The organism is Xenorhabdus stockiae, from assembly GCF_002632825.1.
GTDB classification, from domain to species: Bacteria; Pseudomonadota; Gammaproteobacteria; order Enterobacterales; family Enterobacteriaceae; genus Xenorhabdus; species Xenorhabdus stockiae.
On record NZ_NJAJ01000014.1, the window covers coordinates 85,216 to 107,819 of the forward strand.

Genomic DNA, 22,604 nt, shown 5'->3' on the forward strand with positions numbered 1-22,604 from the left:
TTACCTCCCAATTGCCAGCCATGCCACCGGAAAACCGTTAACCAGGCCATCTTCTCGTTTTGTCGCGGCATAAAACTCCGAATTATTCACCGGATAGCCAAACGCGTTATCGATACGTGCCCCCTGTGAAGTTGAATTAGTGACTAATACCACAAAGCAAGCTTCGGAAAACATGTGGGGGAAATTGAAGTTTCTGTTACTTTCCGATTCAGCCCCCCACTGTATAATCAGTCCTGTCGACTCATCTTTAAACCAGCCTTTACCACTAAAGACCCCAGAATTCTTTCGGGCAAACGAGGCGTTCAACCAGTGACTGAGCCAGCCACCCCATGTGGCACCACGAATATCTCCCCATGGAGTCAGTAACGCATTCTGTGATTCATCGCCTGCAATAAACCCTCCATCAGCAGTCATTTGTCCCTTTGCCGAAACATTCTTCAGAATGGAAAGATTGCCCTGAGACGCAATATCACCATTGCGGGTATTGAAATAAATGGAGGTGACATCATTGGGATTATTGTATGTCGATTTAAAGCCCACGCCGTACCATGAACGAATTTCTATATTGTTGCCCTCAAAACTCGCCGCATCACGGTTGCCGTCATAAACGCCACCACTCCCCATCGTCAGTGCGGGGGTCGTTAATTGCCCAACGGTGACCGCGCCACTGACTGTCCCACCCGTCCGTTTATCCAGCGCGTTAGCTGCCAGTTCTACGGTTTTTGTCAACCCAAGATGATTAACAAACTCGGGTTTATTGGGAATATCCGCCCCGTTCTGCGCTTTTTCGAGCCGGTTATTGACGTTGGTATTGACCTCGGCAATCCTGTCATTCAACCAATGACTGAGCCAGCCACCCCATGTGGCACCACGAAGATCCCCCCATGGAGTCAGTAACGCATTCTGTGCTTCAGTCCCTACAATAACCCCTTCATCAGCACTCATTTTTCCCTTTGTTGAAACATTCTTCAGAATGGAAAGATTGCCCTGAGACGCAATATCACCATTGCGGGTATTGAAATAAATGGCGGTGACATCATTGGGATTATTGTGTGTCGATTTAAAGCCCACGCCGTACCATGAACGAATTTCTATGTTGTTGCCCTCAAAACTCGCCGCATCCTGGTTGCCGTCATAAACGCCACCACTCCCTATCGTCAGTGAGGGGGTAATTAATTGCCCAACGGTGACCGAGCCACTGACTGTCCCGCCCGTCCGTTTATCCAGCGCGTTAGCCGCCAGTTCTACGGTTCCCCGTAATCCGAGATGATTGATAAAAATGTTTTTATCTGGAATATCCGCGCCGTTCTTTTCTTTTTCGAGACGACCATTGGCGTTATTATTTACCGCAGTTGCCCATTCATACGCTGTTTTTACCGCTTTCGGCGTTGCCGCCTGCGCTTCGCTGTTGCTGTCGGTGGCATTATTCAGAACAACAAACCCTTTTTCTTTCAATGTCGCATCAGGATGCCGGCGGCTTTTTTCATGTTCGCTGATGGCCTTCGCCACCACCGTATCCGCATACTCACGGGTTGCCAGCACCACCGACGGGTCAATTTTCAGCGTCACTGCGTTAGTGTGACTGACAATCAGCACCATGCGAATGGTCTGGGTGCGCCCGGAGCCTTCCTGTAACTGCGGTTTGTAGGTTTCGGCGCAGTTGCCGACGGCAATCAATACCCCGTCCTTATCAAACAGACCAATTTCCCGTATCCACCAACCGCCTTCGCTTTCCGGGATAACCTGTTCAGCGATAATCTGATGGGTGTTTTTCGGGTCAACACTGAGCACATTAATGGCCGCCCGGCGTTTTTCACTGACCAGCTTTTGCTGGTTGGTATCCGGCGTAGGTAAACTGCCGCCGCCATCGCCCACGGCCATATGCGTGATTTCAATTTTCGTGCCCAGTGCCGCGGCATTGGCCAGCCGGTCAGCCCCGAGTTTTGTTAACAAAGCAAAGTATTTGGTACTCATGCGCTAATCCTTAGTGTGTCAATCAGATGAATGCCGCCCCCCACCACATCCACACCAGTGGTAGTAATACATTCGGCCACGTAGGGGTAAACCGTCAGCATATCGCCGTCATAGCAGGTCGCGGCACAATAGGCCGTGCCGCCGGTTTCTAACTGAATAGACAGGCCAATCAGGTGACGCGAGGCGGGTTTGGCATCAAAGATGAGGCGTTCCAGTTCATGATAGGTGGCCTCCGTGATACCGTTGTCCATCACGCCGATATCAAGGCGGAAGGTGCCGGGCGCATCATGGTTCTGCCACCACTCAATGACGCGAATGAGATAGCCGAACGGCTCGACCACCCGACGAATAGCGCCAATCGTGCCTTTGTGTTTATGCACAAACATCGCCGCTTTAATCGACTCGCGTTTAACGTGCTCCGGCCAGTCCATATCCCAGCGGTCAACCGACCATGCCCATGCCAGATACGGCAATAACCTGACCGGACAACGGTCAGGCTGCCATACATCACGTATCGGTACGGGAACAGCGGCCAGACTGCTGAGGGCTTCAGCGGCGGCCACTTCCAGCGGGGACGAGCCGACCGGTAACAGACGGTCATTCATCCGAACCTCCGAGCGTAATATGAGCAGAGGTGCAGTAACTGGCCTGCGTTTTGTCCAAAATCATATCCTTGGTCGGTGTTTTCAGTTCGACCCGCTGCACACCGGGCACATGCAGGGCAGCAAAGATGGCACTGCGGACAATATCCCGGCCAATGCGGTGCTGCTCTGCGGCATAGCGGGCCAACCGTGCCCGCGCATCCTGCAATATCGGCTCATATTCCGGCGTCGGGTACAGATACAGCACCGCGTCAATGGCATAGTTGACTATCTTGGCCGACTGCACCGTCAGGCGATCGGCCACCGGGCGCACGTTCTCGTCATTCAGGGCATGGCTGACGATATCGACCAGTTCTGCGTTAGCTGCGCCGTTCCCGTCACGGGATAAAATACTGACGGTCACACAGGCCGGGGATGGGCTAATCACCGACGCATCCGCCACGCGACCATCGGCACTGCGAGCATGGTATTCATACGATGCCACCGGCCCGGCCACGCTTAAGCCCTCAAAGGCCTGCGGGATACGCACGCGAAAATCGGCGTCGGCTTCCAGCACGGCAGGTATGGGCGGTACGGCGGTGTTATCGGCCGGTTGCAACACCAGTCGGCTGACATTGTTATTCGCCCCCAACTGGTCTAAATCCGAGCCTCGGGCAAACGCCACCATCGCGGCACGGGCCGCTTCATTGATGCGCTGGCGCAGCAACAATTCCCGATAGGCATTTTCCTGCAACAGCTTGGTGAGGGGTTCCGATTCCAGCGCCAGTGTACGAGTCAGGGCCTCGCGCTGGTCGGAGGGATACAAGGCAATCAGGGCCGCTTTACGTTCAGCCAGCAGGGTTTCAAAATCCAGTGGTTCAACCACATCGGGCGGCGGTAACAGACTTAAATCAATGGTGGGCATCAGGTCACCTCACGGGCACGGAAAATGTGACGGGGTCGCGGGACGGTTGAAAATAACCGAGGATCTCCACCGTGGCTTGTCCGGCATGGCCGGAGGTCACACTGATGGCGGTCAGCACAATGCGCGGCTCCCATTGCTGGATAGCGGTATAACAGGCCGCCATCAGTTGCAGACGTAAAGCGGGATTCTGCGGGGCGTCGATTAACTCCGACAGCAGCGAACCATACGGACGACGGGTCAGCCGACTGCCAATGGGGGTTAACAGAATATCGCTGACCGACTGGCGCAAGTGATCAATCTCGGTCATGGCTGCCCCGGTCTGGCGGTTCATCCCTGAATACAACATCAGACCGGCCCACCGGAAGTGCCATCACCGGAACGCACGCCAACATGGTGATGCGTATCGACCACCACCCCGTTAGAACTGAACTGGCCGTCGGTATGGATGATATTGCCGTGCATCGTCCCGCCCTGACGGATCGCCAGACTGCCGGTGGTCAGATGGTTTGTACACATGACTATCGGGGTGGCTAATGTGATCTGTTCACTGGCCGTACAGGTGATTTGTGGTGCGGTCACCTGCACGGAGACCGAGGCGGTGACCGTTGCAGTTTTAATCCCGCTGACCGTTAGGGCACTGCTGTTCGGTTCATACTCCATCACTGCCCCGTCAGGAAAGGCAATATGGACCGCATCCGAAGACGCCGAGGGGGCCGGACACGCATCCGAGAAAATGGCCGGCAGCACAAAGGCGGTGGTGAGATCGCCGCCAATCGCCAGCAAAATCACCTGCTCCCCGACACTGGGTGCCCACCATGTACGGGCACGTCCGGCGCGGGTGGTGAGCCAGTTCAGCCAGTCGGTTTCAAGGTGGCCGGTTTCTACCCGGCACAGACCGCGGGCCGTATCGACCTGTGTCACAGTGCCGGTGCGGATCAGGTTGCGCAGCCGGCGCAACAGTTCCGTGGTTTGGGAATGAGAATATTGTGTGTTCATGCCGACAACATGGCACTAAATCCATGCACCTGCACTATAGGGAGCTTGTGCCAGTCCTGATACAGTTCAGCGGGTCAGGTGGGCAAGAATTTGTTCTTCGATATGTTGAATATCCTGGGGAGTCAGGCCTAACAAACGGCGCTCCGGGTATTTCACCTCAATCTGCTTGCCGCGTTGACGCTCTTTCAGGCCAAACTGATGCACCCGGGCCACGTGGGCCACTTTCGGGGCAAAGAAAATCGCGGCTTCTTTATCACTGGCTGACAGACGCAGATAACGTGCGGTCGCCAGTTTCTTAAACATGCGGGTCTTTTTGCTGCCCTTGCGCGTCTGGAGGCGATCAGTTTTCTTTTCCAGCATCTGCTGAATATCGTTGCGGTAGAAGGTACGCAGCCCTTTACGCTCAGTATCATAGCCGGTGATCACTTTCCCGTTTTTGCCCTTGCGGTACTGCCAGTTTTTTAGGCTGCGGGTTTCCCCGCGCCAGACAAACTTCATGCCTTTTTGCACCGTCAGGATCTGCGCTTTGCGCTGGCTATAGCGACTGCCATCGGGGTTACGCTGGGCACGGATGCGTTGCATCTGGCTTTTACGCAGGTCACGGGCGATATCGCGGGCCAGTTGTTTACGGCTGGCCGGGGAAAGTTGGGTGAGTAAGGTGGTCAGAGCACTGTCCAGCGGTTGTAAGTCATCATCCATCTTTATCACCACTGCACAAAGGGGTTGACTGGCTCCGGGATAGCAGTCACGGTGCTAATGCCATCCTCGGTGCTGACCCGTACCCGCTCGGTGAGTTTCAGATCAATACTGATATCGGCGGTCTGGTCATTGAGGATATTGACATCAAAGGTAAAGCCGCTGCGGCGGTTATCGGGGTTGGCAAAGATATCCGGCTGGTGTTCACGCAGCCAATGGCCGACCACCGCCATTAAAATATTCTGGTCGCCCGGATAGGCTTCAATAATCAGGTTCAGGGTGTATTCGTATTCATACGACAGCGACGGTGCTAAGGTGGCCATCACCGCACCGTCTTCCACAAACAGGTGAAGATATTCGGGGTTATCACGCAGGTAAGGGATTTTGCCGGTCAGTTCTGCACGTAATAAATGCGGTTTATTCATTAATCACCTGTCCTATCAATGGGAATATAATGATTTCCCGTGAAGTCACCCTATATCAAATGAAAAGGATAATGTTATGTTATTAGATCCAAAAGCTTATACCGGCAGAGGCGGTGGTCTGTTTCAGGAAATCGACTCTGATGGCAATGAAATCATGTACTTTGTTGTTGTGGGTGATAACAGACTCATGCCCCAGACCTCCCAGCCCGGCCATAAATGGAAATCCATTAATGAGCTTCCTGCCGGGGAATCCATCCAATATTATGACGAATAGCACCAATAACCCGATACACTGCAACCGTTCATCGTCTCGGGGTGGTTGTCTTCCTTTTCGCTAAACACTACCTTCCCGTTCTATCACCAGTATTCGGGCCTCGCCCACCGGATGGGCGACATGTTCTGTGCCGACGGTGGCATAAAACAGCTCACCGGTTTCCAGTCGGGCAATTTTGACTTGTCCGTGTTCTTTGTAGTGCATCTCCACCGTGCCATCCATCACCGCGAAAACTTCTTCCCCGTCATTGATATGCCATTTGTACGGCTGATCCGTCCAATGCAGTTTGACAGTAACGCCATCCAGATTGGTAATAAGCCGTGAACCCCATGCCCGTTCGGCTTTAAATGTTTTGCTTTTGATATGTTCCATCTGATTAATATCTCTACGGTTATTTACAGATCGTTAACATACTACAGCGTCGGATTTATTGACACTGGGTCTGAATATAATCCTGTAACCCAGCGATCATTTGCCCGGTGATGGCGATACGTTCCCGGAGTAACCAATAATTTCGGACAGCGGTGTCTGTAGGTCGGGCGCGGGCTGCATCAGCCATGCCGGCGGTGGCAACGGTTTCAGGGGCGGGACACTGGGCTTTGATGTACACCCGCTCAGGATGAGCCAGAGAAGCAGTGTGCAGCCGGTCAATTTCAGTCTTCGCATGGGTCAGTGCCTGTAAACGTTGCGCATCCTGCTCAGCCAACTGTTTGATGCGCACCTGTTGTTTTGTATTAATGACAAGCTGTTCTGATAGGGATTGGTGAAGTTGTTTATTTTCTTTCCCTAACGCCAGACTTCTATCAATGTAAAAGCGGCAAACGGCCCCTAACAGAACAATGCCAATGAGAGAGTAAATTTGATATTTCAAATTCATAGCAACTCAAAGGCTTTTTCAAATATGGCCTCAGAATAAGGCTGCTGGCCGTTCTCCATCTGAATGATGGCTTTGACCAGTCGGCGCATTGTCACTGCGTTATCGACATCAATCACCGCATGGCTGGCAATCCCGACAACCTTGCACACATAGGCAATGTAGTTTTCCGTCTGGTTCTCATGGGGCGGTGCCCAGCGGGTAATGATTTGGCGGATGCTGTTCAGGCCATATTTGCGCTCATAGTTACGCAGAATTTTCAGCATGGCCCGAATGCCCCATTCCGGCGCGGTAAACTGGCAAAAAGCATTGTCAGTCTGAGGATCACTCAGGCCCTGCCAGTTATCGCCGTGGCGGATATTGCCCGGATTGTGGTTGCGAATGCCTCTACTCATGCGGTTTGTCTCCCAGTCGTTTGTTAATGGCGCGGATCGCAAACTCGCGCAGTTTTTCAACCCCGATAAAGCCGATAGCGCCCCCCAGTGCCGGTGACACGGTGCCGGGAATGCCGAACACTTCCAGTCCGCTGGCAATCCCCCATGAAAACGCCCCGCACAGTAACGGTTCGACCCAGCGGTTTTTACGCTCCACGCCGTCATAAATCAGCCGGCCATAGCAAATCAGCACCGCTAACAGCGAGCCGGAGATTTGCGGCCACGCCTGCTGTAAGCCGTTTAAGACCTCGGCCCAGAGATCAGGTTGTTTGTCCATGCTGTCTTCTCATCATGTTTTAATCCCATAATTGCAGGGTGGGGGTGACCGGTGCCGGCGCCATGTCCGGCAATGTCACCTCGGTGCCGTGCGGCAGGATAACGCCAACATCCGCCAGACCGGGATTGGCTTCCAGTACCTGTTCGGTGACGCCCTGTGTCCGGCCGTAGTGACGCCAGCACAGTGCATCCACCGTGTCATATTGTTGTGCCCAGACCCGCATTAAATCAGCTCCACGATGGCATGATCCTGCCCTTGTATCCGGCGCAGTGCCCACTGCGCATCCCGCCATAAATCATCAATGGTGCTGTCCAGTGTGTCCGCTTTTTTCACCCCGTTTGCGGTGGTGTCGATATCCCGATAACGCTCGGTCAGGTTGGCTTTGGTCAGACAAAATACGGCCCGGTGATAGAGATAAATCAGCTCGCTTTCGCCATTCACCCTTGAGGCCGGTACCCCAGATAAGGTGGCATAGCCCTGCTGGATATTGAGCAAGTGCCAGCGGTGTAGCTCGCGGTTGGCTTCCACAATGGCGTTGGCCATCGCCTGTTTTAAACGGGGCGTGGTGACGGTGCCGTCATTGCGCATCTCGTCACGGTAGCGGCCCAGACTGACGGCGGGATAAAATGGATCGCTGCTGAGGGTGATATCTGCATCCTGCGCAGGTTGCGGTGCAATAAAATCCATACGGTTACCTTGTAATAGGCGGGCGGTGGACGGGGTATTGAGACTGTCGCTACCCCGTGCCGCCCCGGCGTGTTGGCACGTTCGTTAAGGGCTGGCGTGGCGTTGGCGGATCACTCTGGCGAGTTGTTCCAGATCCTTTTTCACGCCCACCCGGTTATTCAGTTCCAGTGCCCGGCTCAGTGAACAGTAAGCCGGTTGTGGCAGGTCATTATCCCGCTGGTTGTAGCCCAGCCATTTGTACAGCTCGGCTTTCACCTCATCAGGCATATCCTGTTCATCGGTCAGGCTGACCGCCCGTTCCAATGTGGCCAGTGGCAACGGCGATTTGGCGTTGTAGCTGCGCTGGGCCGCGTCGGCGATTTCTTCCGCTATCGCACAGCCCGCGGTGCGGCTGTGGCCTTGTGGCATCGCCAGCCGGTGGCGCAGAGCATACTCGGCAATGTCCAGTGCGCCGTCATACTCGCCGGCATCGATGCGCCAGAGCATCGCGTACATCAGGATATCGTCCTGCGCGCCCTGCCCGGTGGCGAGGACACCGGTCACCCACGGCGCATAATGGGGCAACAGCTTCTGCTTTAAACGAGCCTTGCCTTCCATCGACTGAATGCCTTTCAGTTGTTTGCGGTGCTGGCCCAGCATCAGCAGCATCTGGTTATAGCCGCTGTTATTTTGCAGGGCCTCGCCCTGTAAACCGGCGGTAGATTCTGCCTGTAAACGTATCCGGTGACACTGCCACGGGCTGGCCATTATTGTCCCTCAGTGGCCGGCATGGCGGGTTGCGTCAGATTTTTCGCCGGCAGCATCTCGATATTTTCAATCAGTGCCACCCCGCGGTAATCTTCCACCACGTAAGCCTCATTGACCGATTCGTAGTTTTCGATGCGATCCCGTTTCGGGTTATCCAGTACCGAGCGGCGTCGGGTGCCTTCCTGATAGTAGATGGACAGGTTATCCAAACGGGAAATCAACAGGGCTTTCGGCGGGAAATACGGCACCCGTACCGCCGGCAGGTTGCCGATCCGCTTCTGGCTGATAATCACATCGGCGGCCATTTTCTCGCTGTTGGGCTGGGACTGATTCACCAGCGGGAAGTATTTGTCTGCCAGCAGTTCGCGGCCACAAATCACCACCAGTTCGGTGTCGTCCTGATATTCGGCATCAATGGCGTTGTTGACCGTATCCATCACCAGCGCGTCAAGGTTAAGGAAATCACCGCCGGCCCCCACACGAATAACGTCAGAAATCGGTTTGCCTTCGCTGTCGGCAATGCTGCTTAACACATGGGTCGGTGCATCCTGTCGGATTTTTTGCAGCCAGCCTACATTCACATCTTCCAGCATTTTGTACTGGGTGCGGTTGGAGGTTTTGGCGCGCTTGATGCCGTTCCAGCCAATCATAATGCGATCAAGGGCCTGTCGGCGGATAATGGCGTTACGGATACGCAGCTGAAAATCCTTGAATTTCGCCCACAAATCGAGCTTGACGTAGGTCAGGCTGGTGTCGAAGTTGGTCTGTTCACACCGATATTCAACGGTCGTCAGGCGGGTCGGGTCGGTAGTTTCGCGGTCTTTATCGTCCGTATCGGTCGTGCCGGCAATGGTGGAGCCGATGCCTAAGCCAATCGCCTGCCCGGATTGCTCACTGACCGGCACGACGTTCACTTTTTGCAGAAAGTCGGCACTTTGCTGGATCTCGTCTTCCAGTGTCTGCGCCACCGACGGCTGCACTTCCACCTTGCCGCTGAAGGCACTGGCTTCCACGCCGTAAATTTCCCCCAGTCGGGTCAGGTAGGCATTAAATTGATGGCGGGTCTGGTTCTTCATGGGTGCTCCGTTAGCAGTTAGTCTGGTGTTCGGCGGTGCCGGTGTTGCCCAGCGACACCGGGCGCTGCTGCGGCTGGTTATCCTGCTGGCTTAACTGGGTTTTCAGGTCATTCAGCTGGTTTTCCAGCGCGGCCTGTTTTTGTCTGAATGCATCAAATTCATCGGCCTGCTTTGACAGCGTCTGGACGGTCTCCGCTGTCGCCTGCTGCTCTTTGGCGCACAGCTCGACGGCCTGATAGATATCGGTAAAACGGGCCTCATCGGATTGCTGTTTTTTCTGGAAAAAGTCCTGAATGCGGGAAAACAGCGACGGTTTGTCACTCTCAGGGATGGCTTCCACAAACTCCAGCACCGTCTCTTCCGCGGCGGTGAACAGATTGTCAGGGTGTTGTTTGCGGGCATTCAGCGGGTTAGCAGTGGCACCGGCGCTGAACTGCAACATCTCGGTACCGAGACTGGCCGGGCTGTCGGTGACCGCAAGGCCCACCAGATACGCGCCGCCGGAATCGGCAAAATCCAGATTGATTTCGGCTGAGGTGTAGACTTTCTGGCGCTTGCGGTTCATTTCAATCAGTTCGTCCGTCGGCGTCAGAATACCGTACAGCCCCAGCTTACCGGCGAGGGCGCCGTCTTTGATTTCTTCGGTGTAGACGGATTCCACATCGCCGTAGCGCGGACTCCATGAGTAGTTGTAGTGCTCCATATTGATACGGGCACCGTAAGTGGACGGATTATAGTTATCCGCAATCTGGCTCAGCCACTCACGCTGGATCTTGCGCCCGTCGGTGGTCGCACCTTCCACACAGATACGAAACGGTTTGGATTTCTTGGACATTATTCGCCCCGGGGTTAATGGGTGGGTCATGGGCTATTAGTTTGTGTCGTTACGCCGGGGAAACAATCAATGGGGCTTGTGCCGGAACTGGCACAACCGGCCCGCGCGGAGAAATGGCGGCCGGGGCGGTAGTCTGGCGGCATGAAAACACCGACACCGATAGTGAATAACTTTGACCCGCGCAAACAGGCCATGCACCTGTATTTTAGCGGGTATCGCATCGCGCGCATTGCGGACATGCTTAATGAGAACGCCACCACGATCCACAGCTGGAAACGCCGCGACAAATGGGACGAGGTGACACCCTTTGAGCGGGTTGAACTGGCGCTGGAAGCGCGGCTGTGCCAGCTGATTGCCAAACAGCAAAAAGAGGGCAAGGATTTTAAGGAAATCGACCTGTTATACCGCCAGCTGGAGCGGCAGGCCCGCATCAACAAGTACAGCAATGGCGGTAATGAAGCCGACCTGAACCCGAACATCGCCAACCGCAACAAGGGCGAGCGTCGGCCACCGGAAAAGAACGTGTTCAGTGACGAACAGATCGAAAAACTGACACAACTGTTCCATGACACGATGTTTGGTTATCAGCAAGTCTGGTATCAGGCCGGTCAGCAACACCGTATCCGCAATCTGCTGAAATCCCGCCAGATTGGGGCGACGTACTTTTTTGCCCGTGAGGCACTGATGGATGCACTGACCACCGGACGTAACCAGATTTTTCTCTCGGCCAGTAAAGCCCAGGCTCATGTGTTTAAAAGCTACATTCTGGAGATGGCGCGGGAAGTGGACGTCGAACTGAAAGGCGACCCCATCACCTTAAGCAACGGGGCGATGCTCTACTTTCTCGGCACCAATGCCCGCACGGCCCAGAGTTATCACGGTAACCTCTATCTGGATGAGTATTTCTGGATCCCGCGCTTTCAGGAACTGCGCAAGGTCGCCTCTGGGATGGCCATGCACAAACAGTGGCGGCAAACCTACTTTTCTACCCCTTCCAGCCTGACCCACAGCGCTTACCCGTACTGGTCGGGCAAACTGTATAACCGGGGACGGGCCAAAGCGGACCGCATTGACGTGGATATCAGCCATGAGGCGCTCGTCAATGGCCTGCTGTGTGCCGATGGCCAGTGGCGGCAGATTGTTACCGTGGAAGATGCGGTCGCCGGCGGTTGTACCCTGTTTGATATCGACCAGCTGCGGCTGGAATACAGCCCGGATGAATACCAGAACCTGCTGATGTGTGAGTTTATGGACGATATTGAATCCATCTTCTCACTGCAACTGATGCAGGGCTGCATGGTGGACAGCTGGGAAGTCTGGGACGATGTACAGCCGCTGATGCTACGCCCCTATGGGTATTATCCGGTCTGGATCGGCTACGACCCGGCCAAAGGGGGCGAGAACGGGGACAGTGCCGGTTGTGTGGTCATTGCGCCACCACAGGTCGCGGGCGGTAAGTTCCGTATTCTGGAGCGGCACCAGTGGCGCGGGATGGACTTCCGCGCCCAGTCAGAGGCCATTCGCGCCCTGACTGAACGCTACAACGTCGAATATATCGGCATTGACTCGACCGGTATTGGCCACGGGGTCTACCAGAACGTCAAAGCGTTCTTCCCGTCGGTGCGGGAATTTATCTATAACCCGTCGGTGAAAAATGCGCTGGTACTGAAAGCGTGGGACATTATCAACCACCGCCGGCTGGAGTTTGACGCCGGGCACACCGACATTGCCCAGAGTTTTATGGCCATTCGCCGGGCCACCACCGCCAGCGGCAACCGCCCGACTTACGAGGCCAGCCGCAGTGAAGAAGCCAGCCACGCTGATTTGGCGTGGGCCACCATGCACGCGCTGTTTAACGAACCGATCACCGGTGACGTGCCCCACCATAAAAATATCGTTGAGGTCTACTGATGTCCCGTAAAAACAGAAATCGCCCAGCCAGACAGGCTGCGTCCGCTGCCCCGATGGAGGCCTTCACCTTTGGTGATCCGGTACCGGTGCTGGACCGGCGCGAGATATACGATTATCTCGAATGTGTGCTGGTCGACAGCTGGTATGAGCCGCCCATCAGTTTCCACGGGCTGGCCGTCTCGTTCCGCTCCGCCCCGCATCACAGCAGCGCGGTGTATGTGAAACGCAATATTCTGTACAACACTTTTATGCCTCATCGCCTGCTGAACCGGCAGACCTTCGATTCGTGGGCGCTGGATTTTCTGCTGTTCGGTAATGCGTATCTGGAACTCAGGAAAAACCGTCTCGACCAGCCGCTGAGCCTGAAACACTGCCCGGCCAAATTCACCCGGCGCGGGGAAGATTTAGATACTTACTGGTTTGTGAAGTACGGCTACCACAGCCAGCCGTACCCGTTCCCGACCGGACAGGTCTTTCACCTGATCGAACCGGACATTAATCAGGAGCTGTACGGCCTGCCGGAATATCTGGCGGCGCTGCCCTCGGCGTTACTGAATGAATCGGCCACGCTGTTTCGGCGCAAGTATTACCAGAACGGCAGTCATGCCGGTTATATCCTGTATATCAGCGATGCATCACAGAATATTTCCGATGTGAACAATATCCGCGATGCCCTGAAAAACAGCAAAGGACCGGGCAATTTCCGCAACCTGTTTCTGTATGCGCCGGGGGGCAAGAAAGACGGCATTCAGACTATTCCGCTATCCGAAGCGGCGGCCAAAGATGAGTTTCTGAATATCAAGAACGCCAGCCGCGATGATATTCTGGCGGCGCACCGCGTTCCGCCGCCGATGATGGGGATTATCCCGCAGAACACCGGCGGCTTTGGCGATGTGGAAAAAGCGGCGAAAGTGTTTGTGCGCAATGAACTGTTGCCATTGCAAAGCAAGATGAAGCAACTTAATGACTGGCTCGGGGAAGAGGTGATCCGGTTTGAGCCTTACTCGCTGGACGGGGACAACTAATCCCCGCCTATCATGGCATCCTGATAAAACTGTCACTCAGTCTCAGCTTGATAGACTCAGTGACAGAGTCTCTTCTCTTTCGCATACCGGGTTGACCCTTTCCCAAACTTACTCTCGCAGATAACATACCCGATATCCAGCAACCTGAAATGGATATACCACGACAGCGGAATACTCCCGACAAATCCGAATACCGCAATGGCGAGAAAAAAGCCCATAATTTGCCCATTGAGTGTTATCGATTTTTTCTTTTTTCTGGATTTTTCTAACTCTTCTGGCTTGTAATTCATCCATAAATAGATTACGAAAAGAATAACATACAGAAAGAACGGCGAGGAAAAAACAATAAAGAACATGCCCCAAGAGGATTGCACCCGGTCTTCCATCTTAAACAGCGCGATCAGGTCACTGCCCACAACACAAACCCCAAAAACCAGTATCACTAAAACAGCTAATAATCCTAGAATAGCTCCAACCCTTTTTTTTATTGTCATAACGCTCATTCCCTCTGCACGCAATGTGTAGTACTGATTATTCTGATAGTCATCAGGATTTCAAAACATGACGTTATTATCAATACTGACAATGGGCTGAATATCATCACAATATGCTCGTTTGAGATTTAAACCTGCTATCGCCACAAAAACACACGTCTGTCATTGTGAGTCAGGCTCAATGTGTTTCTACGCTCTCACGTTTCGTCATGTTGATTTTTTGGTGGTTGGCATGGCTAATAAACACCGCCGCGCGCAGTCGTGACCCCGCCGCGCCTGCTCACTAAATGCAGTGCTTTTTATGCACCTGCACGGGATCGTTTGAAGCGCGCCAGTGCTGGTGCTTGCTAGGGTATTAGATCCTTATTTGATCTTGCGGATTGATGCACGTAATGTATAGATTTATGTATATTAAATAAATTTAAACTAATTTTTTTGAATAGCTTTTAAAAAATACAAAAAGAATAAGTTTACTTCGCTTACTATATGTTTATGTTTGTTTTCATTTTAAGCGACTGAGTCATAATAAATTTCCTTCCAATAATTATAGGTGGTCATTAAAATGTCAGGAAATTAAATGCACAAGCCAACATCAAAACGACAAATTAATAAGACATTAATTTATGATATATACTTAGTTGTATTTTTCAATAAAATTGGATCGCCGTTTATTTATTTTCTAGGAGAATATCATGGAAATAAAGTTTTATAACGCCTCACAAATACCTGTAACTATATCGTCGATTACAGGAGGGGGGGTTTCAGGAGATCCTATAATACAGAAGGGTACTATACCTCCTAATGTTACGTTCCCTGTTACTATATTTGAGGAATTCGGGTATTTTATAGAACAGGTTGAATGTACTATATCTATGCAAGGATTTAGCGCTTCATTGACTTTAAATGATGCTTCTTTTTTGAATGGCTATCAAAATTTTTCTGTTAAGTATCAAGGTGGTTGTAGTGTTGGCGCTCCACACTTTAATTATTGCTTTCCAATTACTATAATTCCTTTAGGCGGATAATAATATAACATCGATTAATATAACCAGAGGATTTATAATATGGATTATAAATATGTACACAATAAAACAAAATATACCCTTAATATATATCTCTACACAGTCAATTATCCATACCTAAAAATATTTGATTTGCATAAAGAAAAAACGGGTTCATTTAACATACCTAAATTACCAGTGGACCCTAGACCAACTGGAATAGCGTTTGTAGAGGTTAATGGTTTATTTAGATTAGGTTATCATTCATCCAATCCGGACGATCAATATTTTGGTGATTATCTTAAAAATAATAATTATTTCATATACGAGTCTCCATGGGCAATTTATGACTTTCATTTGGAATTTAAACCGTAATAGTTTCCATGACTCTTTGAAATTAAAACTTTTGAAAAAATCCACGCAAGATAAAAGCCAATACGCCAGATTATAACGTTTTATATTAACATGATATTTTTTATATCATATAATGGAGTGATAAAATTATTTATCACTCCATTAAAACAAAATATTAGAGCGCATTCCATGCGAAACTTAATTTTTATACATTACCTTCTTGGTTAGTATTACTTATGCGGAAAACAACACAAAAACAGTTCTTCAAACTCCTTTCGTGAATAATGCTCAATAATCCTCTCTTCATTCAATAATCCTCTCTTCATTCAAGAAACCTTTATCAACATCAAACAACGTCACCGTGTCGAAAAAAACCGATTCACCCTTGATGCGGTTCAAGGCAAAAAAACGCTTATAGGCCTCCTCACCGTTATCGCCTGAACATCTGGAGGAATAAAACGTTCTATGCCATGTATCATGCATGGATAGACTTAACGCTAATTGCACCAACCGAATGGGATTATCCGAGAAAGCCCACTCTGACACATAGACATCGCCACTGAGGGTAGCAACGTAGCTGTTTTCATGCACAAAGCGGATTTCAGCGCCATTACTCAGCCTGACCCCATGAATGTCTTCGGCATTTTCGGTTAAATCGGCTTGTTGCTTTGGGAAATACTGCGCAAGATAACAAACAAAAAACGGCAAGAATTCCTTATTGGACAGAAAAAATTTATTCCGCCCCGTCCGACAGGCATCGCTTAACGCTTCCAGCACGAAATAATGATCAGCGCCTATCTGCCTGCACTTATGCAAAAAGCGGTTACGGTGATGTTGATTGGCTTTCCAGCGTTTCTGCCAGACGAATAAATCTAAAACAAATTTACGGTTAATGTTGTTAATGATTTCGGGCGTTAACTTTAAGGTGATCATTGTGACTTTTCCTCTAAAAACTCACAAAAATGGTCTGATTCCGTTTTAAACGGCGGCTGTAATGCTTTATCAGACGGATTTAAGACATACATTCCGAACCATGTAATGCTATAAATTCCCATGCTGTGATAACAAACAACGCCCAATTCAGCCAGTCTGTGCATTTGTTCACGAGAGACGTCGTATCCCTCACCATCATCAGATGTTTCTTTAAATCGCTGTAGGGCTGCCAAGTCTTTTGGTTGTAAGTAATTCATATTATGCTTTCCTCATTTCCCCAAGATTCATAATCCGCGCCTGCAATGCCTCGCGGCGCACCTGTTTACGCGCCTCAAACTCGCGTTGCTTCCGTTCCTGCTCCTCCGGTAAATCCATCAACTGCACAGTGCCGTCACGCACTCGCAGACGCTGACCCTCAAAGCTGATACTCATACCCTTGATAAACATCGTTTCCATTGACTGATTACTGATTTCGAACCCCATTAACCCAGTCAACCGCCTGACCTCCGGCAACATCGCCTCTTCTTTTGGCGTTAACGTGATGCGGGAAATAACCCGAGGCCCCGAAACGCCGATTTCCTCGCGCTGTGCGCCATTCTCAGCGGAGTTAGTTTCCATCGCCCGTCCCCATTGGAGAACATCGGATAACGCCTTACCGCTTAAGTCTGCGGGTAACGCTGGGCTGTCCTCCCATGCCTGCCAATCCCCTGATCCACAGTTATTGACAGGACTCCGAGGCGCGCCGATGGCGCTTTTTAAAAGATCAAGACCCTCACCGGCCACAACGGATGCCGGGGCTTGGCTGTCGTGCTTTTTGACAATCCGGTATTCCCGCTCGCGTGTTTTCAACACGCCGGCGGCAGGGTTGAGCTGCGCATAAATCCCGACCACATTAGAAACCGCCTCGTCATACGGGTTGAGTTTGTCGCTGACTTCACGGGCAACGCGGATAGTTTGCTGATCACGCGGGGTGCAAGGGCCGCCCTGTGACAGTATGTAGTTTTCAAAGTCCCCCTGATCGGCCGCAGCCCGGACCTTTTCGGCCACCTCACCCAATTGGTCAGCAATGCAGAGACTACGCAGGCGACGGCATTCACGGTACGCGCCCTTAGAAGGCAGGTTATAGAACTGAAATTGGGGAATACGCCATGTAGAAGCCCATGCGGTCACAGCCGCTGCCGCATCTTTTAATGGCTTACCGGTTTCATCATCGGTCAGACCATCCAGCGCGTAACCGTCGATATTCTTAGCAATGTATTTAGCGATATAACCGACTGCGCCACCTTTATTCATATGCTGGCATTCGAAGCGGTACTGCTGTGCGCCCCGTTCGTCGCCATCTTCCTGCAAGGCTTTTTTACGCATAATCTCCACCGCTGACGCCCGGCTGGCTTTATCGGTAAACAGCAATAAATGCCAGTGCGGCGTGCCATCATGATGCGGTTCGACCACCCGGACACCATAAACATTCAGCCCTGCATCCTTAAACGCCGTGCGGATTTTCGCCCAGACCTTCACCAGATAACGCTGGCCATCTTTCGGGGTATAGGCTTCATTGGCCCAACTGCTGTTGAGCACCGCCACCTTGTCTGCCCCCATCTGGCGGGTTGGATGATACTTTGACGGCGTCGTGATGGTGATAAACATACCGATATCCCCACGCACCGAGGCAACCCGTTCAATCCCGGCAATCTGCGCCATCAGTTCCATACGGCGAATTTCCGGGTTAGAAATGCTTTGCATTACCTTCTCAACCAGATCAAAGCGCTCGCCGGTGGCCACATCTTCAATGTCCATTGACTCAAGGTACTGCATATTGGCCAGACGCTGAGACTTCACTTCCTGAATGGCCTGACGGCTGGCATACGGGGAACGGTTTTTATTGACTGCCATTGCGGCAATCAGCAACGCTTCCCGCCAGCGGGTACGGTGCGCCTTGAGCCGGCGATACCAGAAATCGTCATTGACCAGACGGGATACCGCCGCAATCACATCACGCTGTTGCAACGTGCCTTTGAGATAGCGGCCATAATGCGCCGGTGTGATATGCAGCCCGCGCGACAATGTCGCCAGCTCACCATAAATCGGAGACAGGTTGCGCATCTGATAGATAGCTTTTTTATCGCCGTTCGCCTCAGCAATGCACTGATCACAATACTGCTCAAACAGCGTAAAGAACCCGGCAGCAATTTGAGTCGCCAGTTTTTTTAGCGGTTTATTCTGGAGATCAGGCAGGCGGTTAAATTGACTGATTTCAGTAGAAATGCGGGCCGTCGTCATCAGTGTGGTGTGAGTATCCATCTCAAAACGACGGGTTACTGCCTCAATGCGTGGCCAGAATTTTTGATGAAAATCGAAATACAGAAAATCCTGAGCTTTCAGCAAGCCCTGTTCTTTCAGTATCTTTTCATAACGTTTCTGATAGGGATAACGCAGAATGCGCGGCAGGGATTCGATATCCGCCAAAATCGCTTGCCCCTGAAGGCGTCTTTCACGGGTAAGCGATCTTTCAATACCTGCTACCGCCTGATGGCGCGGTGCATTCCACCAATAGGCATACTGCCCATTGGCGGGTTCAGCTTCGGGTTGGACACTGAAATCAATCGGGCGGCTTAACATGTCACCACACCGCCATAAGTTTCCGGATTCAGCAGAGCCAATGCGGTTTGGCAGCGTTTGGCGATGGTTTCAACCGCAGCCAGATATTCTGTCACCGAGCGCATTTTGTGGCGGATATAGGAGACATGCAGACTCACCAATGCAGCGACCAGTGACACGTCACTGTCATGCCAGTCGACCAGCGAGTAAATGCCGTCATACGTGTTGAATTGCAACAACGCCAATTTGCCCGGATGCTTCTCATGAGCAACAACGGCAAAACGGGTGCCGGTGATATAAACGCCGTTTTTAGGATCAAGAACAATCGGTGCATTGTCTGTTGTCATTATTGCCTCCCTGCTAACACAGCAATAATCTCTTTCGCCGGCTGGCGGTTGCCATTAGCGGCAATAGTGCGCGGGGCGTCGATTTCATGGATGGTGAAACCGAGATCGGCATACAGTTCTTTGGCTTCAATTGAATTAGAAACGGTGACAGGTACACCCTCGTCGGTATGGAGTGTGTGTAAAATCACAGCCAGCAGCTCATGGTCAGCAGGTGTGAAATTCACCTGATGATATTGGGTAAAGGCCTTACCTTTAGTGAGATATGGCGGATCGCAATAAACCACATCGCCATCTTTGACGTGTAAGAGTGTTTGCTGCCAATCCTGACAATCAAAACTCGCACGGCCCAATGATTTATGATGAAACGCTTTGATTTCAGCTTCGGGGAAATAAACCTTTTTATATTTCCCATAAGGAACATTAAATTCACCTTTGGTGTTATAGCGGCATAATCCGTTATAGCCGTGACGGTTTAAGTAGAGAAACAAACACGCTTTAGAAACGTAACTGATTTCAAGATCACGCGCATTGAAGACTTCTCTACTTTCGTAATAATCATCTTCAGTGTTAGAGCAATCAAACCAATTATCAAAATAACTTTCCGCCTCATAAAGAAATGTACCAACCGGAACAGCATTAATTTCTTTGTATAAGTTAATCAAGTCCGCATTCGCATCCGCCACCAAATACTCGGGGTAATCCGTGTTCATCATAACGGCACAGGAACCGGCGAACGGTTCAACCAGTCGCTGACCGGCAGGCAGATGAGGCAGTAACTTATCCATAATGCGGACTTTAGAGCCTGCCCATTTGAGAATAGTTTTATTCGCCATCTCACACACTCCGATAATGTTTCTGGTTCAGTTCGAACACTTCCTGACAAGGCGCACAGCGGGTTACACCGAGGATCACCTTGCGGCGCTGTTCTGGTATAGGCTGTTCGCATTCTTCACAATGAAAAGCTGAAACCCCGACTGGGCGGTTAACGTGAGCAGCAATGCGGCGTTCCAACATGTCAGCGGCGTGCTCACAGGCACGGTCGAGTTGCCTAGACATGGTTCCACTCCTGCGCCTGACGCTCGATATTTTCCGATTCGCCTTGCAGCAGCGCGGCACTGTCAGAAGGCCCCATCCTTTCATCCAGCACACGGGCAGACAGCTTCACTAAACGGACGGCATATAAATCAGCACAATGCTGTCTTTCTGCCTTGCGTACGTCTTTAATTAATTGCTCGATAAATTCGGGGCCAGAATGCTTCACGGCATATTTAGCGATATAGTTATTTTTCATTTTTATTTTCCCTTATTTCAGGCAATAAAAAGCCCTGACGATTAACGCCAATAAAAAATATGTTGGTTGTTTTAATTAAATAGCGAATGACTCCGGCATAATGGCCGCCACCGCTTTATATTGCATAAAGGCTTCAATTAATGAATGTCTTTCATCAAGAGTGAAATCCTCATATTGTGCGTCATAGCGAGATTTAGGTAATCCGGCCAAATGAAAAAGCACATGCAATAATTTTTTATTATTACGCTTTCTATTATTAGTACGGTCACGCATATTTTTAATAAATTCGGCAATCGCTTTATCACTTGCCGATACGGAACCACTAAACACAGAGGCCCTTGTTTTGGCTACCTGACACATACCGTCAATACGCTCATCCAGCGTTAATACCACTGCGCGATGAGATTCTGTATTAGCCATAGCATCACCTTTACAATATGGATAATAACGGGGTTAATAGGGTTGTTGCTAACCCGATTGAAACTAATGTCATCATCAATGGGTTTTCTTTTTTATAACTCACGTTTGTGACTTTACTATTAGAAAAGTCTTTACCGCTGACTTTATATTTGTGCTGCACCCTCTTTAATTCGTTCATGGATTTTTATCCTGTACCGTTGATAACAATACCGTAATGCTTCATTACGTGAATCAAATTGGCCGTGACAATGTTCGCCGTCTTCAACCTGATAACGCATATTTTCACGAACCGCGTTCTTCGGTAATGGACGCACTAAGAATGCCCCAAATTTGACTCTGCCTTTATTTAATTCCTCTAGTGTTGGCATAATATTTCGCATGCTTATTACCTCTATTGGATAATTTATTAGCTATTATTAATTGCATCTTTCAACATGGCGATCATGTTGACTTCGACCGTCTCTTTTTCCCCTTTCTTTGGCCTGATGATAATGCGGCCATCTGCAACCATTGCACGGCAGGTGTTGAAAGGGATCTCTGTAATTTCTGAGTACTTTTTTAATGAAACGTATGCCGACTCAACGTTAACGGTGATAGAAATGTTATTTACATTGTTGATTGTACTCATACACACCTCACCGGAAGTTCTGCACAGCACTGAGATAAATGATGCGAGCCATGCTGGATACAGAACGGCTGTCTTTTTTTGCAATAGCCTCCAACTCTTCACGTTCATCGACTGATAACCGCATAACGATAGGATTTTTTGAGGCGATTCCTCGCGGTAATCGTGACCGTCTAATATGCTTATTGAGTGTCATGATGATATATTGTGATCCACTAAGTAACGATACAAACAACTTTAAGGAAGAATTATTCCTATGTCAACTCAAAAAGAGGAACTTTCATTCCTAATCGGAAAACGATTAAGAGAGGAAAGGGAAAAATCAGGTGCAAGTCAGGATTCAATGGCTAAAAATTTTGGAGTATCTACAAGGACTTGGGGTAAATATGAAAGAGGAGAAACAGTTCCCGATGCTGCAATGCTTTCTATGCTTTCCAATGCATATGGCTTTGATATCACTTACATCATAACTGGAATACCAACAGCACCAGTAGCTATTTCCATGGAAGAGCAAAAATTAATTGAACACTATCGCGCTATGAGCGAAGAATCTCGCGTAAACATGCAAGCTGTGGGTTCCGCTTTTGCACAATCAACACCTAATAAACAGGCAAAAAGCGGATAAAAGATTAAATTACAATCAACCGCATGATTTACCACATTAAAATAACCAAAATGAAATAATAACCATTTGTAATTGTGATCCATGAATATGTTCCCTCTGTATCATAATGTTACATTGTGAATCACTAACTATTTGTTTTTAAATATTGATTAATACACATCCAAACAAAACATAGGAGA

35 protein-coding genes are annotated in these 22,604 nt (G+C 50.4%); 7 read left to right on the plus strand and 28 right to left on the minus strand.

The window, feature by feature from the left end:
• The 7 genes from Xsto_RS08985 to Xsto_RS09015 form a co-directional block, all read right to left on the minus strand.
• On the minus strand, nucleotides 1–1,974 hold the full coding sequence (locus Xsto_RS08985; RefSeq protein ID WP_099124826.1) for a phage tail-collar fiber domain-containing protein: 1,974 nt from the start codon (nucleotides 1,972–1,974) through the stop codon (nucleotides 1–3).
• Nucleotides 1,971–2,579 (minus strand): phage tail protein I, encoded by a 609-nt coding sequence (locus tag Xsto_RS08990; RefSeq protein WP_099124827.1) that lies wholly within the window; start codon nucleotides 2,577–2,579, stop codon nucleotides 1,971–1,973. The genes Xsto_RS08985 and Xsto_RS08990 overlap by 4 nt, the downstream gene beginning before the upstream one ends.
• Complete coding sequence (locus tag Xsto_RS08995; protein WP_099124828.1) at nucleotides 2,572–3,480, minus strand: baseplate J/gp47 family protein; 909 nt, start codon at nucleotides 3,478–3,480, stop codon at nucleotides 2,572–2,574. Before Xsto_RS08995 ends, Xsto_RS08990 begins: the two co-directional genes overlap by 8 nt.
• A gap of 4 nt (nucleotides 3,481–3,484) precedes the next feature.
• Complete coding sequence (locus tag Xsto_RS09000) at nucleotides 3,485–3,826, minus strand: GPW/gp25 family protein (protein WP_099124829.1); 342 nt, start codon at nucleotides 3,824–3,826, stop codon at nucleotides 3,485–3,487.
• Nucleotides 3,826–4,476, minus strand: coding sequence for a phage baseplate assembly protein V (locus Xsto_RS09005; RefSeq protein ID WP_099124830.1), 651 nt, complete (start codon nucleotides 4,474–4,476; stop codon nucleotides 3,826–3,828). The genes Xsto_RS09000 and Xsto_RS09005 overlap by 1 nt, the downstream gene beginning before the upstream one ends.
• Before the next feature lie 66 nt (nucleotides 4,477–4,542).
• The gene (locus tag Xsto_RS09010; RefSeq protein ID WP_099124831.1) at nucleotides 4,543–5,175 is read right to left on the minus strand and encodes a phage virion morphogenesis protein; all 633 of its coding nucleotides are present in this window, start codon (nucleotides 5,173–5,175) and stop codon (nucleotides 4,543–4,545) included.
• Nucleotides 5,176–5,180: 5 nt separating this feature from the next.
• Nucleotides 5,181–5,597 carry a phage tail protein gene (locus Xsto_RS09015; protein WP_099124832.1) on the minus strand — a complete coding sequence of 139 codons (417 nt, stop codon included), beginning with the start codon at nucleotides 5,595–5,597 and terminating at the stop codon, nucleotides 5,181–5,183.
• 76 nt (nucleotides 5,598–5,673) lie between these two features.
• Here Xsto_RS09015 and Xsto_RS09020 point away from each other — a divergent pair, with 76 nt between their 5' ends.
• Complete coding sequence (locus Xsto_RS09020; protein ID WP_099124833.1) at nucleotides 5,674–5,871, plus strand: hypothetical protein; 198 nt, start codon at nucleotides 5,674–5,676, stop codon at nucleotides 5,869–5,871.
• Between the two features lie 60 nt (nucleotides 5,872–5,931).
• Here Xsto_RS09020 and Xsto_RS09025 read toward each other — a convergent pair whose 3' ends face one another.
• The 9 genes from Xsto_RS09025 to Xsto_RS09065 form a co-directional block, all read right to left on the minus strand.
• Entirely contained in the window at nucleotides 5,932–6,243 is a 312-nt protein-coding gene (locus tag Xsto_RS09025) for a cupin domain-containing protein (RefSeq protein ID WP_099124834.1), read from the minus strand.
• 55 nt (nucleotides 6,244–6,298) lie between these two features.
• The gene (locus tag Xsto_RS09030; protein WP_099124835.1) at nucleotides 6,299–6,748 is read right to left on the minus strand and encodes a lysis protein; all 450 of its coding nucleotides are present in this window, start codon (nucleotides 6,746–6,748) and stop codon (nucleotides 6,299–6,301) included.
• Entirely contained in the window at nucleotides 6,745–7,140 is a 396-nt protein-coding gene (locus Xsto_RS09035) for a structural protein (RefSeq protein WP_099124836.1), read from the minus strand. Before Xsto_RS09035 ends, Xsto_RS09030 begins: the two co-directional genes overlap by 4 nt.
• On the minus strand, nucleotides 7,133–7,456 hold the full coding sequence (locus Xsto_RS09040) for a phage holin, lambda family (RefSeq protein WP_099124837.1): 324 nt from the start codon (nucleotides 7,454–7,456) through the stop codon (nucleotides 7,133–7,135). Before Xsto_RS09040 ends, Xsto_RS09035 begins: the two co-directional genes overlap by 8 nt.
• Nucleotides 7,457–7,475: 19 nt before the next feature.
• On the minus strand, nucleotides 7,476–7,679 hold the full coding sequence (locus Xsto_RS09045; RefSeq protein WP_099124838.1) for a tail protein X: 204 nt from the start codon (nucleotides 7,677–7,679) through the stop codon (nucleotides 7,476–7,478).
• Entirely contained in the window at nucleotides 7,679–8,143 is a 465-nt protein-coding gene (locus tag Xsto_RS09050; protein WP_099124839.1) for a head completion/stabilization protein, read from the minus strand. Before Xsto_RS09050 ends, Xsto_RS09045 begins: the two co-directional genes overlap by 1 nt.
• An 84-nt stretch (nucleotides 8,144–8,227) precedes the next feature.
• Nucleotides 8,228–8,890: a phage terminase small subunit gene (gene gpM, locus Xsto_RS09055; RefSeq protein ID WP_099124840.1), complete on the minus strand. Its 663-nt coding sequence runs from the start codon at nucleotides 8,888–8,890 to the stop codon at nucleotides 8,228–8,230.
• Nucleotides 8,890–9,966 (minus strand): phage major capsid protein, P2 family, encoded by a 1,077-nt coding sequence (locus Xsto_RS09060; RefSeq protein WP_099124841.1) that lies wholly within the window; start codon nucleotides 9,964–9,966, stop codon nucleotides 8,890–8,892. Before Xsto_RS09060 ends, gpM begins: the two co-directional genes overlap by 1 nt.
• Nucleotides 9,967–9,976: 10 nt before the next feature.
• Nucleotides 9,977–10,801, minus strand: coding sequence for a GPO family capsid scaffolding protein (locus Xsto_RS09065; protein ID WP_099124842.1), 825 nt, complete (start codon nucleotides 10,799–10,801; stop codon nucleotides 9,977–9,979).
• A 17-nt stretch (nucleotides 10,802–10,818) separates the two neighbouring features.
• On the opposite strand from Xsto_RS09065, the gene Xsto_RS21395 reads away from it, so the two are divergent.
• The 3 genes from Xsto_RS21395 to Xsto_RS09075 are packed head-to-tail and all read left to right on the plus strand — an operon-like array spanning nucleotide 10,819 to nucleotide 13,737.
• On the plus strand, nucleotides 10,819–10,971 hold the full coding sequence (locus tag Xsto_RS21395) for a hypothetical protein (RefSeq protein WP_169926617.1): 153 nt from the start codon (nucleotides 10,819–10,821) through the stop codon (nucleotides 10,969–10,971).
• On the plus strand, nucleotides 10,943–12,712 hold the full coding sequence (locus tag Xsto_RS09070) for a terminase ATPase subunit family protein (protein WP_099124843.1): 1,770 nt from the start codon (nucleotides 10,943–10,945) through the stop codon (nucleotides 12,710–12,712). Before Xsto_RS21395 ends, Xsto_RS09070 begins: the two co-directional genes overlap by 29 nt.
• Nucleotides 12,712–13,737, plus strand: coding sequence for a phage portal protein (locus Xsto_RS09075; protein ID WP_099124844.1), 1,026 nt, complete (start codon nucleotides 12,712–12,714; stop codon nucleotides 13,735–13,737). Before Xsto_RS09070 ends, Xsto_RS09075 begins: the two co-directional genes overlap by 1 nt.
• Nucleotides 13,738–13,793: 56 nt before the next feature.
• Here the strand turns inward: Xsto_RS09075 and Xsto_RS09080 are convergent, their stop codons facing one another.
• Nucleotides 13,794–14,231, minus strand: coding sequence for a DUF1240 domain-containing protein (locus Xsto_RS09080; protein WP_169926618.1), 438 nt, complete (start codon nucleotides 14,229–14,231; stop codon nucleotides 13,794–13,796).
• A gap of 692 nt (nucleotides 14,232–14,923) precedes the next feature.
• Here Xsto_RS09080 and Xsto_RS09085 point away from each other — a divergent pair.
• Nucleotides 14,924–15,256, plus strand: a complete 333-nt coding sequence (locus Xsto_RS09085) for a hypothetical protein (RefSeq protein WP_099124846.1) — start codon at nucleotides 14,924–14,926, stop codon at nucleotides 15,254–15,256.
• A 39-nt stretch (nucleotides 15,257–15,295) separates the two neighbouring features.
• Nucleotides 15,296–15,607 carry a hypothetical protein gene (locus Xsto_RS09090; RefSeq protein ID WP_099124847.1) on the plus strand — a complete coding sequence of 104 codons (312 nt, stop codon included), beginning with the start codon at nucleotides 15,296–15,298 and terminating at the stop codon, nucleotides 15,605–15,607.
• A gap of 282 nt (nucleotides 15,608–15,889) precedes the next feature.
• On the opposite strand, the gene Xsto_RS09095 is transcribed toward Xsto_RS09090, so the two are convergent.
• The 11 genes from Xsto_RS09095 to Xsto_RS09145 all read right to left on the minus strand — a co-directional run bounded on the left by Xsto_RS09095 (nucleotide 15,890) and on the right by Xsto_RS09145 (nucleotide 21,996).
• Nucleotides 15,890–16,519, minus strand: coding sequence for a terminase large subunit domain-containing protein (locus tag Xsto_RS09095; protein ID WP_244590365.1), 630 nt, complete (start codon nucleotides 16,517–16,519; stop codon nucleotides 15,890–15,892).
• Entirely contained in the window at nucleotides 16,516–16,776 is a 261-nt protein-coding gene (locus Xsto_RS09100; RefSeq protein WP_099124848.1) for a hypothetical protein, read from the minus strand. Before Xsto_RS09100 ends, Xsto_RS09095 begins: the two co-directional genes overlap by 4 nt.
• A gap of 1 nt (nucleotide 16,777) precedes the next feature.
• Nucleotides 16,778–19,138, minus strand: coding sequence for a replication endonuclease (locus Xsto_RS09105; protein ID WP_099124849.1), 2,361 nt, complete (start codon nucleotides 19,136–19,138; stop codon nucleotides 16,778–16,780).
• On the minus strand, nucleotides 19,132–19,464 hold the full coding sequence (locus tag Xsto_RS09110; protein WP_099124850.1) for a DUF5405 family protein: 333 nt from the start codon (nucleotides 19,462–19,464) through the stop codon (nucleotides 19,132–19,134). Before Xsto_RS09110 ends, Xsto_RS09105 begins: the two co-directional genes overlap by 7 nt.
• Nucleotides 19,464–20,297, minus strand: a complete 834-nt coding sequence (locus Xsto_RS09115) for a DNA adenine methylase (RefSeq protein ID WP_099124851.1) — start codon at nucleotides 20,295–20,297, stop codon at nucleotides 19,464–19,466. Before Xsto_RS09115 ends, Xsto_RS09110 begins: the two co-directional genes overlap by 1 nt.
• A 1-nt stretch (nucleotide 20,298) precedes the next feature.
• The gene (locus tag Xsto_RS09120; protein ID WP_099124852.1) at nucleotides 20,299–20,520 is read right to left on the minus strand and encodes a TraR/DksA family transcriptional regulator; all 222 of its coding nucleotides are present in this window, start codon (nucleotides 20,518–20,520) and stop codon (nucleotides 20,299–20,301) included.
• Nucleotides 20,513–20,755 (minus strand): DUF2732 family protein, encoded by a 243-nt coding sequence (locus Xsto_RS09125; RefSeq protein ID WP_099124853.1) that lies wholly within the window; start codon nucleotides 20,753–20,755, stop codon nucleotides 20,513–20,515. The genes Xsto_RS09120 and Xsto_RS09125 overlap by 8 nt, the downstream gene beginning before the upstream one ends.
• Before the next feature lie 75 nt (nucleotides 20,756–20,830).
• Entirely contained in the window at nucleotides 20,831–21,175 is a 345-nt protein-coding gene (locus Xsto_RS09130) for a DUF5347 family protein (protein ID WP_099124854.1), read from the minus strand.
• A gap of 143 nt (nucleotides 21,176–21,318) precedes the next feature.
• Nucleotides 21,319–21,555 (minus strand): hypothetical protein, encoded by a 237-nt coding sequence (locus Xsto_RS09135; protein ID WP_099124855.1) that lies wholly within the window; start codon nucleotides 21,553–21,555, stop codon nucleotides 21,319–21,321.
• A gap of 26 nt (nucleotides 21,556–21,581) precedes the next feature.
• Entirely contained in the window at nucleotides 21,582–21,803 is a 222-nt protein-coding gene (locus Xsto_RS09140; protein ID WP_099124856.1) for a DNA-binding protein, read from the minus strand.
• A gap of 7 nt (nucleotides 21,804–21,810) precedes the next feature.
• Nucleotides 21,811–21,996: a hypothetical protein gene (locus tag Xsto_RS09145; protein ID WP_099124857.1), complete on the minus strand. Its 186-nt coding sequence runs from the start codon at nucleotides 21,994–21,996 to the stop codon at nucleotides 21,811–21,813.
• Between the two features lie 60 nt (nucleotides 21,997–22,056).
• Between Xsto_RS09145 and Xsto_RS09150 the strand changes: the two genes are divergently transcribed.
• Entirely contained in the window at nucleotides 22,057–22,425 is a 369-nt protein-coding gene (locus Xsto_RS09150; RefSeq protein ID WP_099124858.1) for a helix-turn-helix domain-containing protein, read from the plus strand.
• Nucleotides 22,426–22,604 lie beyond the last annotated feature (179 nt).

Bases quoted from the DNA above. Each gene is read 5' to 3' on its own strand.
- Xsto_RS08985 (WP_099124826.1), bottom strand. From the start codon at position 1,974: ATGAGTACCAAATACTTTGCTTTGTTAACAAAACTCGGGGCTGACCGG.
- Xsto_RS08990 (WP_099124827.1), bottom strand. From the start codon at position 2,579: ATGAATGACCGTCTGTTACCGGTCGGCTCGTCCCCGCTGGAAGTGGCC.
- Xsto_RS08995 (WP_099124828.1), bottom strand. From the start codon at position 3,480: ATGCCCACCATTGATTTAAGTCTGTTACCGCCGCCCGATGTGGTTGAA.
- Xsto_RS09000 (WP_099124829.1), bottom strand. From the start codon at position 3,826: ATGTTGTATTCAGGGATGAACCGCCAGACCGGGGCAGCCATGACCGAG.
- Xsto_RS09005 (WP_099124830.1), bottom strand. From the start codon at position 4,476: ATGAACACACAATATTCTCATTCCCAAACCACGGAACTGTTGCGCCGG.
- Xsto_RS09010 (WP_099124831.1), bottom strand. From the start codon at position 5,175: ATGGATGATGACTTACAACCGCTGGACAGTGCTCTGACCACCTTACTC.
- Xsto_RS09015 (WP_099124832.1), bottom strand. From the start codon at position 5,597: ATGAATAAACCGCATTTATTACGTGCAGAACTGACCGGCAAAATCCCT.
- Xsto_RS09020 (WP_099124833.1), top strand. From the start codon at position 5,674: ATGTTATTAGATCCAAAAGCTTATACCGGCAGAGGCGGTGGTCTGTTT.
- Xsto_RS09025 (WP_099124834.1), bottom strand. From the start codon at position 6,243: ATGGAACATATCAAAAGCAAAACATTTAAAGCCGAACGGGCATGGGGT.
- Xsto_RS09030 (WP_099124835.1), bottom strand. From the start codon at position 6,748: ATGAATTTGAAATATCAAATTTACTCTCTCATTGGCATTGTTCTGTTA.
- Xsto_RS09035 (WP_099124836.1), bottom strand. From the start codon at position 7,140: ATGAGTAGAGGCATTCGCAACCACAATCCGGGCAATATCCGCCACGGC.
- Xsto_RS09040 (WP_099124837.1), bottom strand. From the start codon at position 7,456: ATGGACAAACAACCTGATCTCTGGGCCGAGGTCTTAAACGGCTTACAG.
- Xsto_RS09045 (WP_099124838.1), bottom strand. From the start codon at position 7,679: ATGCGGGTCTGGGCACAACAATATGACACGGTGGATGCACTGTGCTGG.
- Xsto_RS09050 (WP_099124839.1), bottom strand. From the start codon at position 8,143: ATGGATTTTATTGCACCGCAACCTGCGCAGGATGCAGATATCACCCTC.
- gpM (WP_099124840.1), bottom strand. From the start codon at position 8,890: ATGGCCAGCCCGTGGCAGTGTCACCGGATACGTTTACAGGCAGAATCT.
- Xsto_RS09060 (WP_099124841.1), bottom strand. From the start codon at position 9,966: ATGAAGAACCAGACCCGCCATCAATTTAATGCCTACCTGACCCGACTG.
- Xsto_RS09065 (WP_099124842.1), bottom strand. From the start codon at position 10,801: ATGTCCAAGAAATCCAAACCGTTTCGTATCTGTGTGGAAGGTGCGACC.
- Xsto_RS21395 (WP_169926617.1), top strand. From the start codon at position 10,819: ATGGGTGGGTCATGGGCTATTAGTTTGTGTCGTTACGCCGGGGAAACA.
- Xsto_RS09070 (WP_099124843.1), top strand. From the start codon at position 10,943: ATGAAAACACCGACACCGATAGTGAATAACTTTGACCCGCGCAAACAG.
- Xsto_RS09075 (WP_099124844.1), top strand. From the start codon at position 12,712: ATGTCCCGTAAAAACAGAAATCGCCCAGCCAGACAGGCTGCGTCCGCT.
- Xsto_RS09080 (WP_169926618.1), bottom strand. From the start codon at position 14,231: ATGACAATAAAAAAAAGGGTTGGAGCTATTCTAGGATTATTAGCTGTT.
- Xsto_RS09085 (WP_099124846.1), top strand. From the start codon at position 14,924: ATGGAAATAAAGTTTTATAACGCCTCACAAATACCTGTAACTATATCG.
- Xsto_RS09090 (WP_099124847.1), top strand. From the start codon at position 15,296: ATGGATTATAAATATGTACACAATAAAACAAAATATACCCTTAATATA.
- Xsto_RS09095 (WP_244590365.1), bottom strand. From the start codon at position 16,519: ATGATCACCTTAAAGTTAACGCCCGAAATCATTAACAACATTAACCGT.
- Xsto_RS09100 (WP_099124848.1), bottom strand. From the start codon at position 16,776: ATGAATTACTTACAACCAAAAGACTTGGCAGCCCTACAGCGATTTAAA.
- Xsto_RS09105 (WP_099124849.1), bottom strand. From the start codon at position 19,138: ATGTTAAGCCGCCCGATTGATTTCAGTGTCCAACCCGAAGCTGAACCC.
- Xsto_RS09110 (WP_099124850.1), bottom strand. From the start codon at position 19,464: ATGACAACAGACAATGCACCGATTGTTCTTGATCCTAAAAACGGCGTT.
- Xsto_RS09115 (WP_099124851.1), bottom strand. From the start codon at position 20,297: ATGGCGAATAAAACTATTCTCAAATGGGCAGGCTCTAAAGTCCGCATT.
- Xsto_RS09120 (WP_099124852.1), bottom strand. From the start codon at position 20,520: ATGTCTAGGCAACTCGACCGTGCCTGTGAGCACGCCGCTGACATGTTG.
- Xsto_RS09125 (WP_099124853.1), bottom strand. From the start codon at position 20,755: ATGAAAAATAACTATATCGCTAAATATGCCGTGAAGCATTCTGGCCCC.
- Xsto_RS09130 (WP_099124854.1), bottom strand. From the start codon at position 21,175: ATGGCTAATACAGAATCTCATCGCGCAGTGGTATTAACGCTGGATGAG.
- Xsto_RS09135 (WP_099124855.1), bottom strand. From the start codon at position 21,555: ATGCGAAATATTATGCCAACACTAGAGGAATTAAATAAAGGCAGAGTC.
- Xsto_RS09140 (WP_099124856.1), bottom strand. From the start codon at position 21,803: ATGAGTACAATCAACAATGTAAATAACATTTCTATCACCGTTAACGTT.
- Xsto_RS09145 (WP_099124857.1), bottom strand. From the start codon at position 21,996: ATGACACTCAATAAGCATATTAGACGGTCACGATTACCGCGAGGAATC.
- Xsto_RS09150 (WP_099124858.1), top strand. From the start codon at position 22,057: ATGTCAACTCAAAAAGAGGAACTTTCATTCCTAATCGGAAAACGATTA.